Genomic DNA, 14,496 nt, shown 5'->3' with positions numbered 1-14,496 from the left:
CGCGGAATCTCGGCCGTCTTGCGGCAGCGTCGCGGGCAGCTAGGACGGGATCCGGAGCATGCCCTCCTGTGCCACCGTGGCGACGTGCTGGCCATCCCGGCTGAAGATCTTGCCCGTGGCAAGTCCGCGGGCGCCTTGGGCGCTGGGGGACTCCTGCACGTAGAGAAGCCAATCGTCCACGCGGACCGGGCGATGCCACCACATGGCATGGTCCAGGCTCGCGACGCTCATTCCAGGAGTCATCCAGCTCAATCCGTTCTTGCGGAGCACCGATTCCAGAATGGTGTAGTCGCTCGCGTACGCCAGGGCAGCCAAATGAAGGTTGGGATCGTCGGGCATCGGGCCGAAAGTCTTCATCCAGACGGCATTGCTGGCTACCCGGTCCTCGGGCGCTTCCACGTAGATCGCGGGATCCACGTGGCGGACATCGAAGGGCCGCTCGAAGGACATGTGGCGGGCAAACGGGTGGTCGTACTTCTGCAGAAGCTCCGCTGTGCTCGGCAGGGTTTCGGGATCCGGGATTCCGGCAGGCATCGAGGACTGGTGTTCCACGCCCCCGGCTTCTGTCTGGAAGGACGCGATCATCGACAGGATCGGTTGGCCTTCCTGGTAAGCGTGCACCCGGCGCGCGGAGAATGAGCGACCGTCACGCAGCCGTTCAACGCTGAACGTGATGGGCTGGTTGGCATCTCCCGGACGGAGGAAATAGCCGTGCATCGAATGGACCGTCCGGTCCTCCTCCACGGTGCGCATGCCGGCGACGAGCGATTGGGCGAGCACCTGGCCGCCGAATACCCGGTGGCGCGGCTGTTTCTGCGACGGTCCAAAGAAGATGTCCTCGGCTGTCCTCGCGCCGTCGAAGTCGGCCAGGGACAACAGCTCGATGAGGGTGGATGTGGGGTCCTCAAGGGCAACCTGATGGTCCAGGCCGGCATGCGCGTCAGTCATGGTTCGACTCTAGACGCCACCCTGACCCCTCTCAACCGCGGACATGCCGGTAGAGTCGATGATGTGTCCGATGTATTGACCCAGTCCTTCCATTTCGTCGATCCCCGTGATCTGGCGGACCTCCGCACTTATGTCACGCGTGCCAAGAGCATCGACGATGGCGCCATCAGGCTGCAGGCTTCCGGTCGCGTCCTGGCGGCATATGTGTGCGTCTTGAGGCCGCGCCTCCTGGGCGAATCGACCCCCACCATTCTCGGGCTACGGACCATCGCCCTCGCCGATGACGCGCACGCGGACGTCACCGTGACGCTGTCCTCGGTCCTGGACCGCTTGGCGCGTTCCGGTGCCGACGACGTCGAGCTTCCGATCCCGCCGTCGACCGTTTCCGAATCGTGGGCGGGAGTCGGGGCTCCCCGCGGAGGCTGGGAGCCTCTGGGTTCTGTGCCCGACGCCGAGCTCAAGTCTGTAGCGAATGCGGGCATTGCCGAGGTGGCCGGGATTGTTCCGGAACAGCCCGGCGCATTGATCGTCAACAACGCCAGGGCCGCGGTGTGGGGACGGGAGATTCCAGGCCTCTACGGCGTGCCCGCGGGCGCCGCGTTCGCGGCCTTGGCGCTCGGCTTCCTTGGCGACGGGGAACACCGGCTCTTCCGCAACGGCCGCTGGTTCCGGCTCAGCGGGAGCCGGGGCCACATCCTGGCACGATCCGGATCGGGCCTGGGCTTCCAGGCCCGATAGGCCCCTGAACCCGAGCCCAGTTCCGGCCCAATCCCCTGGCCACACAGCACCGTCCTACAAACTCAGGGCTGGTGGACCGACGGGCTGTTGACCATCGTGAGCGCAGCCCGCTCCATGTAGTCCCACAGGGTACCTTCGTGAAGCGGCGACAAGCCCAACGAATCCACCGCCGCGCGCATGTGGAAGAGCCAGCGGTCCTTGGCTTCGGGTGTCACCTGGAACGGCATGTGCCGCATCCTCAAGCGGGGGTGCCCGCGTTCCTCGCTGTAGGTGCCCGGACCGCCCCAATACTGCTCAAGGAACATGAGGAACCGTCGCTTCGCGGGGGCGAGGTCCTGTTCCGGGTACATGGGCCGGAGCAACGGATCTCCGGCGACGCCGTCGTAGAAGACATCGATGAGCTTAACGAATGTCTCGTGGCCACCGATGGCCTCGTAGAAGCTGTCCGTGTAGGCCGGCTGGCTGAAGGGATCGTTTTGCATCAGTTGCCGCCGTTCGGCCGGCTGCGGCGCTGTGGCTTCCGGCTGGCTGCCCACGTCACTCACCTGCTTTCTGCTCGTGAATCTTGAGGGATTCCTTCGGGGACTGAGGCGCGCCCGATGCCGCGGTTTCTGCAGGCGCAGTGCCTGGGGGTGCTGGCGGAACGTCCGGATCAGCTGGTTCCTCCGGCACGTAGTCGCCTTGTGATCGGTTGCCCACCCTCAGGATTTCTCCGTTGCGCAGATACCAGATGGCGCCGTCTTCGGCCCGGAGCCGGGTGATCCGCAGGCCTACCGATTCGACGGTGCCGATCACTTCGGTGGTGACGATCACATCGCCGATCCCGAACTGGTCCTCGATGGTGATGAAGATGCCGGACAGGAAATCGCGGATGAGCTGTTGGGCGCCGAAGCCGATGGCGACACCCAAAATACCGACGCTCGTGAGTAGTGGCGCAATGTCCACGTTCAGGTATTTGAGGACGTAGATGATGACGATGACCACCACAACCACGCTCAGCACGCTGGTCAGCAGGGAGCCGATGGTGTGCGCGCGTTGGGCACGCCGTTCATGGTCGAGCGCCCGGAAGGCGGGCTGAACCCACCTGAAATGCGGTTTCTTGAAGAAACTGGTGCCCTCGGCCACCCTGCGGGTGATACGCAGGATGATGAACCGGGCCACAACCCAGAACACCAATCCGATGCCCAGCGTCACGAAGATTGACGCGTAATCGATTTTGGCTGCATCGGCCACGATGTTGTCGGTCGACGAGGCGACGTTCATGTGCGGGAATGCTCCTCACGGGATCCAATTGTTCGCCGGGCCCTTGATTGCCGGGCGCTGAACACTCTGTCCACGCTCAACCCTATCGCCGTAGCGTGGCCGGATCCGCATCGTGATTCCCGGCGGAACAGCATTCCCCTCGTCTGGCTAGCCCGCGGCCGCCGTCGTGCCCGGCTCATGAAGAACAGGAAAATTCACGCTCCGGGCGATGAAGCAGACCTGGTTGGCCTCATGGTGCAATTCGTCCACGAGGGAAATGTGGGCCGCGTCCGCGACCGTGACTTGCGGCTTCAAGGTGACGTTCTCGAACTGTCCGCTGCCATCGCGATTGAGCCTCATCATGCCTTCGGCGTGGTCGACATAGTCGGTGACCACCACGCCGTGCTTGACGGCGACGTGCAGGAAAGACAGCATGTGGCACTGCGACAGGGCGGTGAGGAGCAGCTGTTCGGGGTTGTACCGGCTACGGTCGCCATGGAAGGTGGGGTCCGAGGATCCCTTCAGGACGGGCAGGCCGGGGATCTCGACGTCGTGGTCCCTGGTATAGCCGCGGTAGCTGGAAGTCCCCGTGCCCAGATTCCCGGTCCAGCGCACGGTCAGGGAGTAGCGGTGTTCGTCGAGGCTCATGCGGAAAGTCTAGCGGCGGCCCTTCCCGGACGGCGCACCAACAGGCCCCGGTTCCGTTGAAGCGGAACCGGGGCCTGTTGGTGACTTACCCGACCGCTTCTAGAGGTCTGCCGCGCGGGCCTTCAAAGCGCGGGCAACGCCGTCGCGGTTTTCCAGCATCATGCGCCGCAGGGCGCTGCTGTCCGCCGGCAGTTCGGCGACGAACTTGTCCGTGCGGTCAACCGTGGCTTGCGTGGTCAGCTGCGCCGGGTAAAGCCCGACGACGATCTGCTGGGCCAGCGCGTGGGTGCGGTTGGCAACGATCTCGGGCACTGCCTCAAAGTACTCTTCGGCGTACGGCTCCAACAGGGAGGTGTCCAACACGCGCGTGAAGCCCGTGACGGCGGAGCTCTGAATGGCGTTGGAAAGCTCGCCTGTGACCACGATCTTCTTCCACGCTGCGGCCTTCGCCTCGGGAGTGGGAAGGGCCGCCGCTGCCAGGGCGGCGGCGTTCTGGCCATTGGCGGTGTGGTCGCGCTCCAGCTCGGCGTCGATCCGGTCCTGGCCTTGGCGCCCGCCCACCACCAGTGCGGTGAGGAGTTCCCAACGCAAGTCCTGGTCGACTGTCAGGCCATCGAGGACCGTGCCGCCGTCGAGGATCGCCTGGACGTTGTCCAATTGCGGGTTGCTCGCCGCAAGCAGCGCGAAGGACTTCACGAATTGGAGCTGGGCGTCCGATCCTGCGGCCGCGGTGCTCGAGAGTTCCCAGAGCTTGTCCGCCGCAGCCACGGTAGCCGCATCCTTGTGCTCCGCTGCGACGTAGTAGGTGAGGGTGGTCGCCAGCTGGCGGAGCTGGGTCTGGATCACGGACGAATCGGTCTCGGATGCGATGTTCGCCAGGATCAGCTCGGCGTAGCCACGGGCCGGGGTTTCGCCGTCGCGGGCCGCATCCCAGGCTGAGCCCCACACGAGGGTTCGCGGCAGGCTGCCCGCAAAGTTCTTCAGGTGGGTTTTCGCGGTGGCCAAGGAGGTGGGGTCGAGCCGCACTTTGGCGTAGGCGAGGTCGTCGTCGTTGAGCAGGACGAGATCCGGGCGTGCCATTCCGGAAAGGGCGGGGACCTCGGTCCGGGTGCCGTCGACGTCGAGCTCCTCCCTGTGGGTCCTCTCAAGTTTGCCCTCGGCGGAGAGGTTGTAGAACCCGACGGCGAGGCGGTGCGGCCGCAGTGTCGGCTGCTCCTCGATGGCCGTCTGCACGATCGCGAAAGACGTGATGGTGCCGTCGGCGTCGACCTCGAGCTCGGGGGAGAGGGTGTTGACTCCGGCAGTCTCGAGCCAGAGCTTGCCCCACTGGTCCAGGTCGCGGCCGCTGGCAGCTTCGAGCTCCTTCATGAGGTCCACGAGCTCGGTGTTCTGCCACGCATGCTTCCGGAAGTATTCGCGGACTCCGGCCATGAACTCTTCCGGTCCCACCCAGGCAACCAACTGCCTCAGCACGGAAGCCCCCTTGGCATAGGTGATGCCATCGAAGTTGACCTCGACGTCCTGGAGGTCGTTGATCTCGGCGAAAATCGGGTGCGTCGTGGGCAACTGGTCCTGCCGGTACGCCCAGGACTTCTCCACCGAGGCAAAGGTGGTCCAGGCCCGGTCGAATTCGGTGTTTTCGACTGCGGCGAGGTGGGACATGTACTCGGCAAACGACTCGTTGAGCCAGAGGTCGTTCCACCAGCGCATCGTGACAAGGTCCCCGAACCACATGTGGGCCAGTTCATGCAGCACGGTGATGGCGCGGCGCTCGATCTGGGCACCGGTGACTTTTCCGCGGAAGACGTAGCCCTCGAGGATGGTCACGGCGCCGGCGTTTTCCATGGCGCCGGCATTGAACTCGGGAACGAAGAGCTGATCGTACTTCTCGAAGGGATACGGGAAGCCGAACTGGGCCTCGAAGAACTCAAAACCCTGGCGGGTCAGTTCGAAGATGTTGTCGGCGTCCAGGTACTGCATGAGGGACTTGCGGGCGAACACGCCGAGCGGGATAACGCGGCCATCCGAGCTCGTGACCTTGCTGCGCACCGATTGGTACGGTCCCGCGATCAAGGCGGTGACGTAGGAGGAGATGCGGGGAGTGGGGGTGAAGCTCCAGACGGAGCGCGCCCCGCCGTCGTCCCCTGGGGTGGTTTCCACCGGTACCGGAGTGGGCGAGTTGGAGATCAGGTCCCAGTGCGAGGGCGCAGTGACCGTGAACGTGAACGCGGCTTTCAGGTCCGGTTGCTCGAACACAGCGAACATGCGGCGCGAATCCGGCACCTCGAACTGTGTGTACAGATAGACCTCGTTGTCCACCGGGTCCACGAAGCGGTGCAGGCCTTCACCCGTGTTCATGTAGGGGGCGTCGGCGACTATCGTCAGTTCGTTTTCGGCGGCGAGCCCGGGCAGCTGGATGCGGACACCGTCGGACACCGCCGCGGGATCGAGTTCGGTGCCGTTCAGGGTCACGCTGTGCACGGTGTCCGTGATCGCGTCGATAAAGCTCGATGAGCCCTCGACGGCGGAGAACTTCACCACCGTGGTGGAGCCGAAGACCGTGGCGCCCTTCGTCAAGTCGAGGGTGACGTCATACGAACTCACGGTGATCAATTCTGCGCGCTCTCCGGCTTCGGCGCGCGTCAGGTTCAGGCCTGGCAAGGGTTGCCTCCAAGAATGGTTTCGAGAAGCCGGTTGGTTTCAGCCAGCGCCGGCGCTGTGAAGTCATTCTTTCACTTGATTCCGGCTTGGCAAGGAAGCTCGATCACAGTGTCGCCGGCTCGGGGTAGCGTTGGAATATGGGAAAGATGCGCGACTCCTTGGACCTCCGTGCACTCCGCTTTGCGGTGGCATTTCCGCTGCTGCTCGCCGCCGCGTTCGCCGTGTGCGCGCTCATGCTGCGCAACAACCTTCCGGATCCTGTCGCCATCGCGTGGAACGCCGACGGCGGAATCAGCTTTGCGCCGTTCCTGGCCTATGTGCTGGGCGGAGGAGGGATTCTGGTCGTGGCAGGCTGGCTCGTGTTCATCCAGGCCGTTCCCCTTTCCCGGCCCGTGATGATGCGCCGGGTCATGATGGGCATGGGCCTCATGGTGACCCTCTTCATCACCGCTGTGCTGGCCGCCGGACTCGTGGGGCAAACGGGCCTCGCCGACGCCCGCAGCTCGCACGTCGATCCGACCGTCCTCGCGTTGGGCTCGGGCGCGGCGTTGCCCCTCGGCGTCGTCATGATGATGGCATTCAAGCCTGATCCGCGCTGGACACCGGAAGACGACGCGGCCCTCGAGGCCGAAAGGATCCGGACGGAAGACCCCGGCTTGGCGGAGGATTCCATGTTGCTGTGGGTCCACGCGCGGAGTTCGGTGTTTGTCATGATCTGCGTGGCCACGCTGTTTCCCGCCATGCTGATCGCGATTGCGCTCCCGTGGTTGGGCGCATTGCTGGCCGTGGTCGCCGTCGTCGGGGCGTGTTTCCTGTTCGTCCGGGTGCGGGCGGACCGGGGCGGGGTGCAGGTCTTCGTCGCGGGGGTACTCAGGGTGCTCACGGTGCCGGCCGTGGACATCGCAGGCGCGGCCGCCCAGGAAGTCAGGGCCGCCGACTTCGGCGGCTGGGGACTCAGGCACCACGGAGGAGCCACGGCCATGCTCGTCAGCAGCGGTCCCGCCGTCGTCGTGCGCCAGGTCAGCGGCCGCAGGGTGGCGTTCAGCGCCGGGACCTCGGCCACAGCGGACCGGCTCGCGGGAATCCTGAACCGTGTCGCGGCGCGTGCCCAGCGCGGCGAGCAGCCACCGGCCCCCTGAGCGCCGGAGGGCATCCGGACCGGGGCTTCGTCTTAAACCGGGGCTTCGTCTTAAGAGGTGGGCCGGTGCCCGATCCTAGTAACCTAGGAACCGCATCCCTCACCGCCGCGCCGGGCTTTGCCGCGCGCGCCAGACTGAATGGACTTCCTGTGACCACACCCCGCGTCCACATCGCCACGGACCACGCCGGCATGGAGCTGAGCGCCCACCTCGTAAACCACTTGACGGCCAAGGGCTACGACGTCGTTGACCACGGACCCAAGGTGTACGACGCCCTCGATGACTACCCTTCGTTCTGCATCAACGCGGCCGCTGCCGTGGTCGCCGACCAAGAGGCGGGCGTTCACGCATTGGGCATCGTCCTGGGCGGATCCGGCAACGGCGAACAAATTGCCGCGAACAAGGTCAAGGGTGTCCGGGCCGCGCTCGCCTGGAACCTCTCCACGGCGAAACTGGCCCGGGAGCACAACGACGCCAACGTCGTCGCCGTGGGCGGCCGCCAGCACACGGTCGAGGAAGCCACCGAACTGATCGAGGCCTTCCTCGAAGAACCGTTCAGCAACGACGAACGCCACGTGCGCCGCATCGGAAAGATCGCCACCTACGAGAACACTGGCGAAATCGTTGCCTAATGCCTGAAGGGCATTCCATCCATCGCCTGGCTCGCCAGTTCCAGGATGTTTTCGCCGGGCAGGTTCTGGAGGTCTCCAGCCCGCAAGGCCGATTCGTCGCGGGCGCAGCGCTTTTGGACCGCCATGAGCTGCTCGAAGCGACGGCGCACGGCAAGCAGCTCTTCCTCCGTTTTGACCACGGGCTGCTTCTGCATGTCCACCTGGGCCTCTACGGTGCGTGGAGCTTCGGTGGCGATGAGACCTTCCGCGGAGCCTCGAGCATCGGGGCGCCGCGGCGGATCGGCGAACGCGAGAGTTTCTCCCAGGAAGCCGGCACAGGAAGCCTGGGAAGCAGCTACGCGGGTCCGCCTGAGCCCGTGGGTGCCGTCCGCGTGCGCCTTGTTGCGACGAACGGCTGGGCGGACCTCAGGGGTGCCACCACGTGCGCGACGATCACCGAGGCAGAGGCCGCAGCCGTCCTTGCCCGCTTGGGCCCGGACCCGCTCCACAACCGCCCCGGCGACCGCGAGGAGTTCGTCCGCCGCCTGCTGCGCCGCAAGACCGCCGTCGGGCTCCTCCTCATGGACCAGGCGGTCGTGGCTGGAATCGGCAACATCTATCGCGCGGAAGTGCTGTTCCGCCAGGGCGTCGATCCGTGGACTCCGGGCAGCTCCCTGGACCCGGAAACCGCCGGACGACTGTGGGATGACACCGTGACGGCGATGTCCGACGGCGTCCGCGACGGCCGGATTGTTACGACGCCATCGGCTTTGTGGAGCGGAGGGAACGCAGAAGCGCTCGACGGCGAGGCCCACTTTGTCTACAAGCGGCAGGGACAGGCTTGCCGGCGATGCGGCGAAGCAGTGGGGATGGCCGAGCTCGGCGCGCGCAAACTCTATTGGTGCCCCGGCTGCCAGAACTGACGTCCGGCGCTGACCGGGTGCACCGCGCGCGCCGGGTACATCCTGAAAACACGAAGGGCCCCTCAGCGAGGGGCCCTTCGTTCCATGGAGGGGACGACGGGAATCGAACCCGCGTAATCAGTTTGGAAGACTGAGGCTTTACCATTAAGCTACGTCCCCGGGCAAGGCTGCATGGATCCCTATGAAGCTCACAGGGTGGTCCGTGCATCTTTCCGGTGGCTGTTGAAGCCGGATATAACTAAACCTAATTCAGGGGCCAAGTGTCAAATGTGCATTCTCCGGCGAGATGCCCGTAGACTGTCCTGTGCATTCACGGGGTGTAGCTCAGCTTGGCTAGAGCGCCTGCTTTGGGAGCAGGAAGTCGCAGGTTCAAATCCTGTCACCCCGACTCTGTGTGCCTGTCCCGGTCCGGGACGCGGCAGAACCCCATCCCACAAAACCAGGAGTACTTAGACTGTGAAGAGCGCTGTCGAGAACCTCACCGCCACGCGGGTCAAGCTCAACGTTGAGGTTCCCTTTGAGGAACTGAAGCCGAGCATCGATGCCGCTTACAAGACCGTAGCTTCGCAAATCCAGGTTCCCGGGTTCCGCAAGGGCAAGGTTCCTTCCAAGCTGGTTGACCAGCGCGTCGGCCGCGGCTACGTCCTGGAGACCGCCATCAACGATGGCCTCAACGGCTGGTACCAGGCTGCCGTCCAGGAAGCCGGCCTCCGCCCGCTGAGCCGTCCCGAGGTTGAGATCACCGAGGTTCCGGACCCGTCCTCGACCGACGGCGAACTGAAGTTCCAGGTTGAGATCGACGTCCGTCCCGAGGTTGAACTCCCGGACTACGCCGGCATCAAGGTCGAGGTCGCTGCAGCGGATTCCTCCGACGCCGACGTCGACAAGGCCCTCGACGAGCTCCGCGGCCGCTTCGGCACGCTGAAGTCCGTTGACCGCCCGGCCGCCGATGGTGACTTCCTGACCATCGACATCACCGCCACGATCGACGGCGCCGAGATCGACTCCGCCACCGGCCTGTCCTACCAGGTTGGCGCCGGCACCATGCTTGAAGGCCTCGACGAGGCCGTCACGGGTCTCTCCGCCGAAGAAGAAGCAATCTTCGACACCACGCTGGTTGGCGGCGAGCACGCCGGCGAGGCAGCCCAGGTCAAGGTTGCGGTCAAGACCGTCAAGGAGCGCGAGCTCCCCGAGGCCAACGACGATTTCGCCCAGCTGGCATCCGAGTTCGACACCCTTGCCGAACTGCGCGAAGACCTTGCCAAGCAGGCCGCTGAGTCCAAGGTCGTCGGCCAGGGCGTCGAAGCCCGCGACAAGGTCTTGGACAAGCTCGTCGAGCTCATCGAGGTTCCGGTTCCGGACTCCGTGGTTGAGGAGCAGCTCGAAGCGCACTTCAACGCCGAGAACGCCCACGGTGAGGGCGAGCACGACACCGAGGAGCACCGCGCCGAGGTCAAGGCCAACACGGCCCGCGCCTTCCAGAACGAGATCATCCTTGACGCCATTGCCGACAAGGAAGAAGTGAGCGTCAGCCAGAACGAGCTGATCGACTACATCGTCACCACCGCAAGCCAGTACGGCATGGACCCGAACCAGTTCGCCCAGATCATCGATCAGAGCGGCCAGGTTCCCATGATGGTTTCCGAGGTACGCCGCCGCAAGGCCCTCGCAGTCGTCCTCGGCCAGGCCGAGGTTGTCGACTCCGAAGGCAACAAGGTCGACCTCAGCGACTTCGTGCGCCCCGCAGGCGAAGAGGCCTCCGTCGAGGAAGCCGAAGAGGCAGCCGTTGTTCCGAGCGACGACCCCGCTGCAGTGAAGTTCTAGTTTCACCTCAAGCCGCCCCCGGATCCTTGATCCGGGGGCGGCTTGGTTTAAGCCCGGTGAGCATTGAAAGCGAGCTCTTCGGCAATCGTGCGCCGTCAGCGAACAGTGCGATTCGGGAGAACAAATCGCCGTGGAAAACGGTTAGTGTCCAAGTAGTGAAGATCAGGGATGGCAAGTTCAGCAATGGCCCTGTCACCAGCGAGAGGTAAGTACTTATGTCACAGCACGCAGAGGCGCCCAGGATGGCAACCGTCGATCCAGCGGCCCAGGACAACTACATCTACAACCGCCTGCTGAAAGAGCGCATCATCTGGCTCGGATCCGAAGTCCGGGATGAAAACGCCAACGCGATCTGCTCCCAGCTCCTCCTCCTCTCCGCTGAAGACCCGGAGAAGGACATCTACCTGTACATCAACTCGCCCGGCGGCTCGGTGACTGCCGGCATGGCCATCTACGACACGATGCAGTTCATTCCGAACGACGTCGTGACCGTTGCCACAGGGCTGGCGGCCTCCATGGGCCAGTTCCTCCTTTCCTCGGGCACCAAGGGCAAGCGCTACGCCACTCCGAACGCACGCATCCTGATGCACCAGCCCTCCGGCGGCATCGGTGGAACGGCGTCGGACATCAAGATCCAGGCGGAGCTGATCCTGCACATGAAGAAGGTCATGGCCGAGCTGACAGCCGAACAGACCGGACAGACTGTGGAGACCATCCTCAAGGACAACGACCGCGACAAGTGGTTCACGGCAACCGAGGCTCTCGCTTACGGCTTCTTCGACAAGATCTCTGCCCACGCGGGATCGGTCGCCGGCGGCGGCGGGACGGCGAATTCCTCGAATTCCGAGACCCCGTCGACCTCCGAGAAGTAACCGGCACCAAGAAACTTTCAGATCAGGAGCAATAAAATGAACTACAACTTTGGATGGTCTGCCGGTAATCTCCCGTCCAGCCGTTACGTCCTCCCGCAGTTCGAGGAGCGCACGCCCTACGGCTTCAAGCGCCAGGACCCGTACACGAAGCTCTTCGAGGACCGCATCATCTTCCTCGGTGTCCAGGTTGACGACGCTTCGGCTGACGACATCATGGCCCAGCTGCTCGTTCTCGAGTCCACGGACCCGGACCGCGACATCACGTTGTACATCAACTCCCCGGGCGGTTCGTTCACGGCCATGACGGCTATCTACGACACCATGCAGTACATCCGTCCCGAGATCCAGACCGTGTGCCTGGGTCAGGCCGCCAGCGCCGCAGCAGTGCTGCTCGCAGCCGGCACTCCCGGTAAGCGCCTCGCGTTGCCGAACGCCCGCGTCCTGATCCACCAGCCGGCCCTGTCGGGCGGCCAGGGTGGACAGGCTTCGGACCTTGAGATCCAGGCGGCCGAAGTGATGCGCATGCGCACGTGGCTCGAGGACACGCTGGCCCACCACTCGGGCCGGACCTCGGAGCAGGTCAACAATGACATCGAGCGCGACAAGATCCTCACCGCCGCTGAGGCGATGGACTATGGATTGATCGACCAGGTGCTCGATTCCCGCAAGATCAAGCCCCAGGCGATCGCCAGGTAGCTGGCTAAAACTCGACGCCGGTGCGGTTCAGGAAATATGGGCCGCATCGGCGTTCTGTTTCAACCCAAGCAGCCCATTGTGACCTACAGTGGAAGTTGTCATGGTGGCGCCCCCGCTGCGATCTTCCGTTCTTGGCAGATAGGTACGGGGCTGCACCACCCGCATGAAACGAAGGGATTCCCACATGGCTCGGATTGGCGAGAGCACGGATCTGCTGAAGTGTTCTTTCTGCGGAAAGAGCCAGAAGCAGGTGCGGAAGCTGATTGCCGGGCCCGGCGTGTACATCTGCGACGAGTGCATCGAACTCTGCAACGAGATCATCGAAGAGGAACTCGCGGAAGTATCGGATCTTGGCAGCTTCGAGTTGCCCAAGCCGAGGGAGATCTTCGATTTCCTCCAGGAGTACGTGATCGGCCAGGAACCCGCGAAGCGCTCCCTCGCCGTCGCGGTGTACAACCACTACAAGCGCATCCAGGCGGGCCACGCGCCCAAGACCGGCCTTGGTGAAGGCGGACACCAGGAAGACGTGGAGATCGCCAAATCCAACATCCTGCTGATTGGCCCCACCGGGTGCGGCAAGACCTACTTGGCGCAAACCCTGGCCCGCCGTCTTAACGTCCCCTTCGCGGTCGCCGATGCCACGGCCCTGACTGAGGCCGGATATGTCGGCGAAGACGTCGAGAACATCCTGCTGAAGCTCATCCAGGCCGCGGACTATGACGTCAAGAAGGCCGAACAGGGCATTATCTACATCGACGAGATCGACAAGATTTCGCGCAAGAGCGAGAACCCGTCCATCACGCGCGATGTCTCCGGCGAAGGCGTCCAGCAGGCGCTCCTGAAGATCCTCGAAGGCACCGTGGCTTCTGTTCCGCCGCAGGGCGGACGCAAACACCCGCATCAGGAATTCATCCAGATCGATACCACCAACGTGCTGTTCATTGTGGCCGGTGCGTTCGCCGGGCTCGAGGACATCATCGGCTCCCGCTCGGGCCGCAAAGGCATTGGTTTCGGGGCCCCGCTCAACGAGGTCAAGGACAACGCGGACAGCTACGGCGAGGTGATGCCGGAGGATCTGCTCAAGTTCGGGCTCATTCCTGAATTCATCGGGCGCCTGCCCGTGATCACCACCGTGTCCAACCTCGACCGTTCCGCGCTCATCCAGATTCTCTCCAAGCCCAAGAACGCCCTGATCAAGCAGTACCAGAAGATGTTCCAGCTGGACGGCGTGGAGCTGTTGTTCGACGATGACGCCCTTGACTCGATTGCGGACCAAGCCTTGGAACGCGGCACCGGAGCCCGAGGCCTGCGCGCCATCATGGAGGAAGTGCTGCTCCCGGTCATGTTCGACCTGCCCAGCAGGGACGACATCGCGAGCGTTGTTATTACCGCCGACGCCGTGGCCAAGAAGGGCCAGCCCACCATGATCGCGCACGAGGTCGTTGCGAAGCGTCGGAATAAGTCGGCCTAGCCTGGGGTTTGCATGGTTGGTGCCGGACACCCGTTCGTCCGGTAGCCGCGTCCCTTTCTTCCTACCCAAGGAGTTCCCTGTGCCCGAGCAGACCGCCAACAAGGTTGATTTCTGGTTCGATCCCATGTGCCCTTTTGCCTGGGTGACCTCCCGCTGGATCGGCGAAGTCGAAGACGTCCGTGGCATCGAGACCAACTGGAACGTCATGAGTCTCTCCGTCCTCAATGAAGGCCGCGAGCTGCCTGCTGAATACACCGAGAAGATGAAGCTGGGCTGGGGACCGGTCCGCGTCATCATTGCTGCCCGCGAGCTGCACGGCGATGAGTACATCAAGCCGTTGTACGACGCGATGGGCTTACTCATCCACCACGAAGGCGTCAAGGATTTCGCCGAGGTCATCTCCAAGGCACTGGCTGAAACCGGCTTGCCCGCCGAGTTGGCCCGCTTTGCCGATTCCGAGGAATACGATGTCCAGTTGCGTGCCAGCCACGAAGCGGGAATCTCCCTGGTGGGCCAGGACGTCGGCACGCCGGTGGTCGCCGTCAACGGCACGGCCTTCTTCGGCCCGGTCCTCACCCGTATTCCCCGTGGCGAGGAAGCCGGCCTGATCTGGGACGCCACCGTCACCCTGGCCGGCTACCCGCACTTCTTCGAGTTGAAGCGAAGCCGCACGGAAAGCCCCGAATTCAACTAGCGGGAAGTCAACGCTTCTGAATTGAAGTA

At 64.0% G+C, this 14,496-nt stretch carries 14 protein-coding genes and 2 tRNA genes; 10 read left to right on the top strand and 6 right to left on the bottom strand.

Going from position 1 to position 14,496, the window contains the following annotated elements; translation table 11 throughout:
- Positions 1-39: 39 nt before the first annotated feature.
- Positions 40-948, bottom strand: a complete 909-nt coding sequence (gene tesB, locus OIT41_RS12250) for an acyl-CoA thioesterase II (RefSeq protein WP_241709856.1) — start codon at positions 946-948, stop codon at positions 40-42.
- Between the two features lie 63 nt (positions 949-1,011).
- Between tesB and OIT41_RS12245 the strand changes: the two genes are divergently transcribed.
- Complete coding sequence (locus tag OIT41_RS12245; protein WP_241709857.1) at positions 1,012-1,686, top strand: hypothetical protein; 675 nt, start codon at positions 1,012-1,014, stop codon at positions 1,684-1,686.
- 62 nt (positions 1,687-1,748) lie between these two features.
- On the opposite strand, the gene OIT41_RS12240 is transcribed toward OIT41_RS12245, so the two are convergent.
- The 4 genes from OIT41_RS12240 to pepN all read right to left on the bottom strand — a co-directional run bounded on the left by OIT41_RS12240 (position 1,749) and on the right by pepN (position 6,237).
- Entirely contained in the window at positions 1,749-2,168 is a 420-nt protein-coding gene (locus OIT41_RS12240; protein WP_139359747.1) for a globin, read from the bottom strand.
- Between the two features lie 55 nt (positions 2,169-2,223).
- Positions 2,224-2,949, bottom strand: coding sequence for a mechanosensitive ion channel family protein (locus OIT41_RS12235; protein ID WP_241709858.1), 726 nt, complete (start codon positions 2,947-2,949; stop codon positions 2,224-2,226).
- Between the two features lie 147 nt (positions 2,950-3,096).
- Positions 3,097-3,576, bottom strand: a complete 480-nt coding sequence (locus OIT41_RS12230) for an OsmC family protein (protein ID WP_241709859.1) — start codon at positions 3,574-3,576, stop codon at positions 3,097-3,099.
- 99 nt (positions 3,577-3,675) lie between these two features.
- Complete coding sequence (pepN, locus tag OIT41_RS12225; protein ID WP_241709860.1) at positions 3,676-6,237, bottom strand: aminopeptidase N; 2,562 nt, start codon at positions 6,235-6,237, stop codon at positions 3,676-3,678.
- Positions 6,238-6,374: 137 nt separating this feature from the next.
- Between pepN and OIT41_RS12220 the strand changes: the two genes are divergently transcribed.
- The 3 genes from OIT41_RS12220 to OIT41_RS12210 all read left to right on the top strand — a co-directional run bounded on the left by OIT41_RS12220 (position 6,375) and on the right by OIT41_RS12210 (position 8,910).
- On the top strand, positions 6,375-7,376 hold the full coding sequence (locus OIT41_RS12220) for a hypothetical protein (protein WP_241709861.1): 1,002 nt from the start codon (positions 6,375-6,377) through the stop codon (positions 7,374-7,376).
- A gap of 191 nt (positions 7,377-7,567) precedes the next feature.
- A complete protein-coding gene (locus OIT41_RS12215) occupies positions 7,568-8,008 on the top strand; it encodes a ribose-5-phosphate isomerase (protein ID WP_241709885.1) in 441 nt (146 codons plus the stop codon).
- Positions 8,008-8,910 (top strand): Fpg/Nei family DNA glycosylase, encoded by a 903-nt coding sequence (locus tag OIT41_RS12210; RefSeq protein WP_241709862.1) that lies wholly within the window; start codon positions 8,008-8,010, stop codon positions 8,908-8,910. Before OIT41_RS12215 ends, OIT41_RS12210 begins: the two co-directional genes overlap by 1 nt.
- Positions 8,911-8,995: 85 nt before the next feature.
- On the opposite strand, the gene OIT41_RS12205 is transcribed toward OIT41_RS12210, so the two are convergent.
- Positions 8,996-9,069: transfer RNA gene (locus OIT41_RS12205), tRNA-Gly, on the bottom strand.
- A 154-nt stretch (positions 9,070-9,223) separates the two neighbouring features.
- On the opposite strand from OIT41_RS12205, the gene OIT41_RS12200 reads away from it, so the two are divergent.
- The 6 genes from OIT41_RS12200 to OIT41_RS12175 all read left to right on the top strand — a co-directional run bounded on the left by OIT41_RS12200 (position 9,224) and on the right by OIT41_RS12175 (position 14,467).
- Positions 9,224-9,298: transfer RNA gene (locus OIT41_RS12200), tRNA-Pro, on the top strand.
- A gap of 68 nt (positions 9,299-9,366) precedes the next feature.
- On the top strand, positions 9,367-10,734 hold the full coding sequence (tig, locus tag OIT41_RS12195; protein ID WP_078108669.1) for a trigger factor: 1,368 nt from the start codon (positions 9,367-9,369) through the stop codon (positions 10,732-10,734).
- Positions 10,735-10,976: 242 nt separating this feature from the next.
- Positions 10,977-11,606, top strand: a complete 630-nt coding sequence (locus OIT41_RS12190) for an ATP-dependent Clp protease proteolytic subunit (RefSeq protein WP_078108670.1) — start codon at positions 10,977-10,979, stop codon at positions 11,604-11,606.
- 36 nt (positions 11,607-11,642) lie between these two features.
- Complete coding sequence (locus OIT41_RS12185) at positions 11,643-12,302, top strand: ATP-dependent Clp protease proteolytic subunit (protein ID WP_078108671.1); 660 nt, start codon at positions 11,643-11,645, stop codon at positions 12,300-12,302.
- A gap of 184 nt (positions 12,303-12,486) precedes the next feature.
- The gene (gene clpX / locus OIT41_RS12180; protein WP_241709863.1) at positions 12,487-13,773 is read left to right on the top strand and encodes an ATP-dependent Clp protease ATP-binding subunit ClpX; all 1,287 of its coding nucleotides are present in this window, start codon (positions 12,487-12,489) and stop codon (positions 13,771-13,773) included.
- A gap of 124 nt (positions 13,774-13,897) precedes the next feature.
- Positions 13,898-14,467, top strand: a complete 570-nt coding sequence (locus tag OIT41_RS12175) for a disulfide bond formation protein DsbA (protein WP_241709886.1) — start codon at positions 13,898-13,900, stop codon at positions 14,465-14,467.
- Positions 14,468-14,496: the final 29 nt, after the last annotated feature.

The sequence above is a fragment of the Arthrobacter sp. YA7-1 genome (assembly GCF_025960325.1).
Lineage (GTDB): Bacteria > Actinomycetota > Actinomycetes > Actinomycetales > Micrococcaceae > Arthrobacter > Arthrobacter bambusae_A.
This window is presented reverse-complemented; position numbering and strand designations above follow the sequence as displayed.

What these genes read in the sequence shown, in the direction of transcription:
- OIT41_RS12230 (WP_241709859.1), bottom strand. Translation starts at nt 3,576, where the DNA reads ATGAGCCTCGACGAACACCGCTACTCCCTGACCGTGCGCTGGACCGGG.
- OIT41_RS12240 (WP_139359747.1), bottom strand. Translation starts at nt 2,168, where the DNA reads ATGCAAAACGATCCCTTCAGCCAGCCGGCCTACACGGACAGCTTCTAC.
- OIT41_RS12215 (WP_241709885.1), top strand. Translation starts at nt 7,568, where the DNA reads ATGGAGCTGAGCGCCCACCTCGTAAACCACTTGACGGCCAAGGGCTAC.
- tesB (WP_241709856.1), bottom strand. Translation starts at nt 948, where the DNA reads ATGACTGACGCGCATGCCGGCCTGGACCATCAGGTTGCCCTTGAGGAC.
- OIT41_RS12235 (WP_241709858.1), bottom strand. Translation starts at nt 2,949, where the DNA reads ATGAACGTCGCCTCGTCGACCGACAACATCGTGGCCGATGCAGCCAAA.
- clpX (WP_241709863.1), top strand. Translation starts at nt 12,487, where the DNA reads ATGGCTCGGATTGGCGAGAGCACGGATCTGCTGAAGTGTTCTTTCTGC.
- OIT41_RS12210 (WP_241709862.1), top strand. Translation starts at nt 8,008, where the DNA reads ATGCCTGAAGGGCATTCCATCCATCGCCTGGCTCGCCAGTTCCAGGAT.
- OIT41_RS12190 (WP_078108670.1), top strand. Translation starts at nt 10,977, where the DNA reads ATGGCAACCGTCGATCCAGCGGCCCAGGACAACTACATCTACAACCGC.
- OIT41_RS12185 (WP_078108671.1), top strand. Translation starts at nt 11,643, where the DNA reads ATGAACTACAACTTTGGATGGTCTGCCGGTAATCTCCCGTCCAGCCGT.
- OIT41_RS12175 (WP_241709886.1), top strand. Translation starts at nt 13,898, where the DNA reads ATGTGCCCTTTTGCCTGGGTGACCTCCCGCTGGATCGGCGAAGTCGAA.
- OIT41_RS12220 (WP_241709861.1), top strand. Translation starts at nt 6,375, where the DNA reads ATGGGAAAGATGCGCGACTCCTTGGACCTCCGTGCACTCCGCTTTGCG.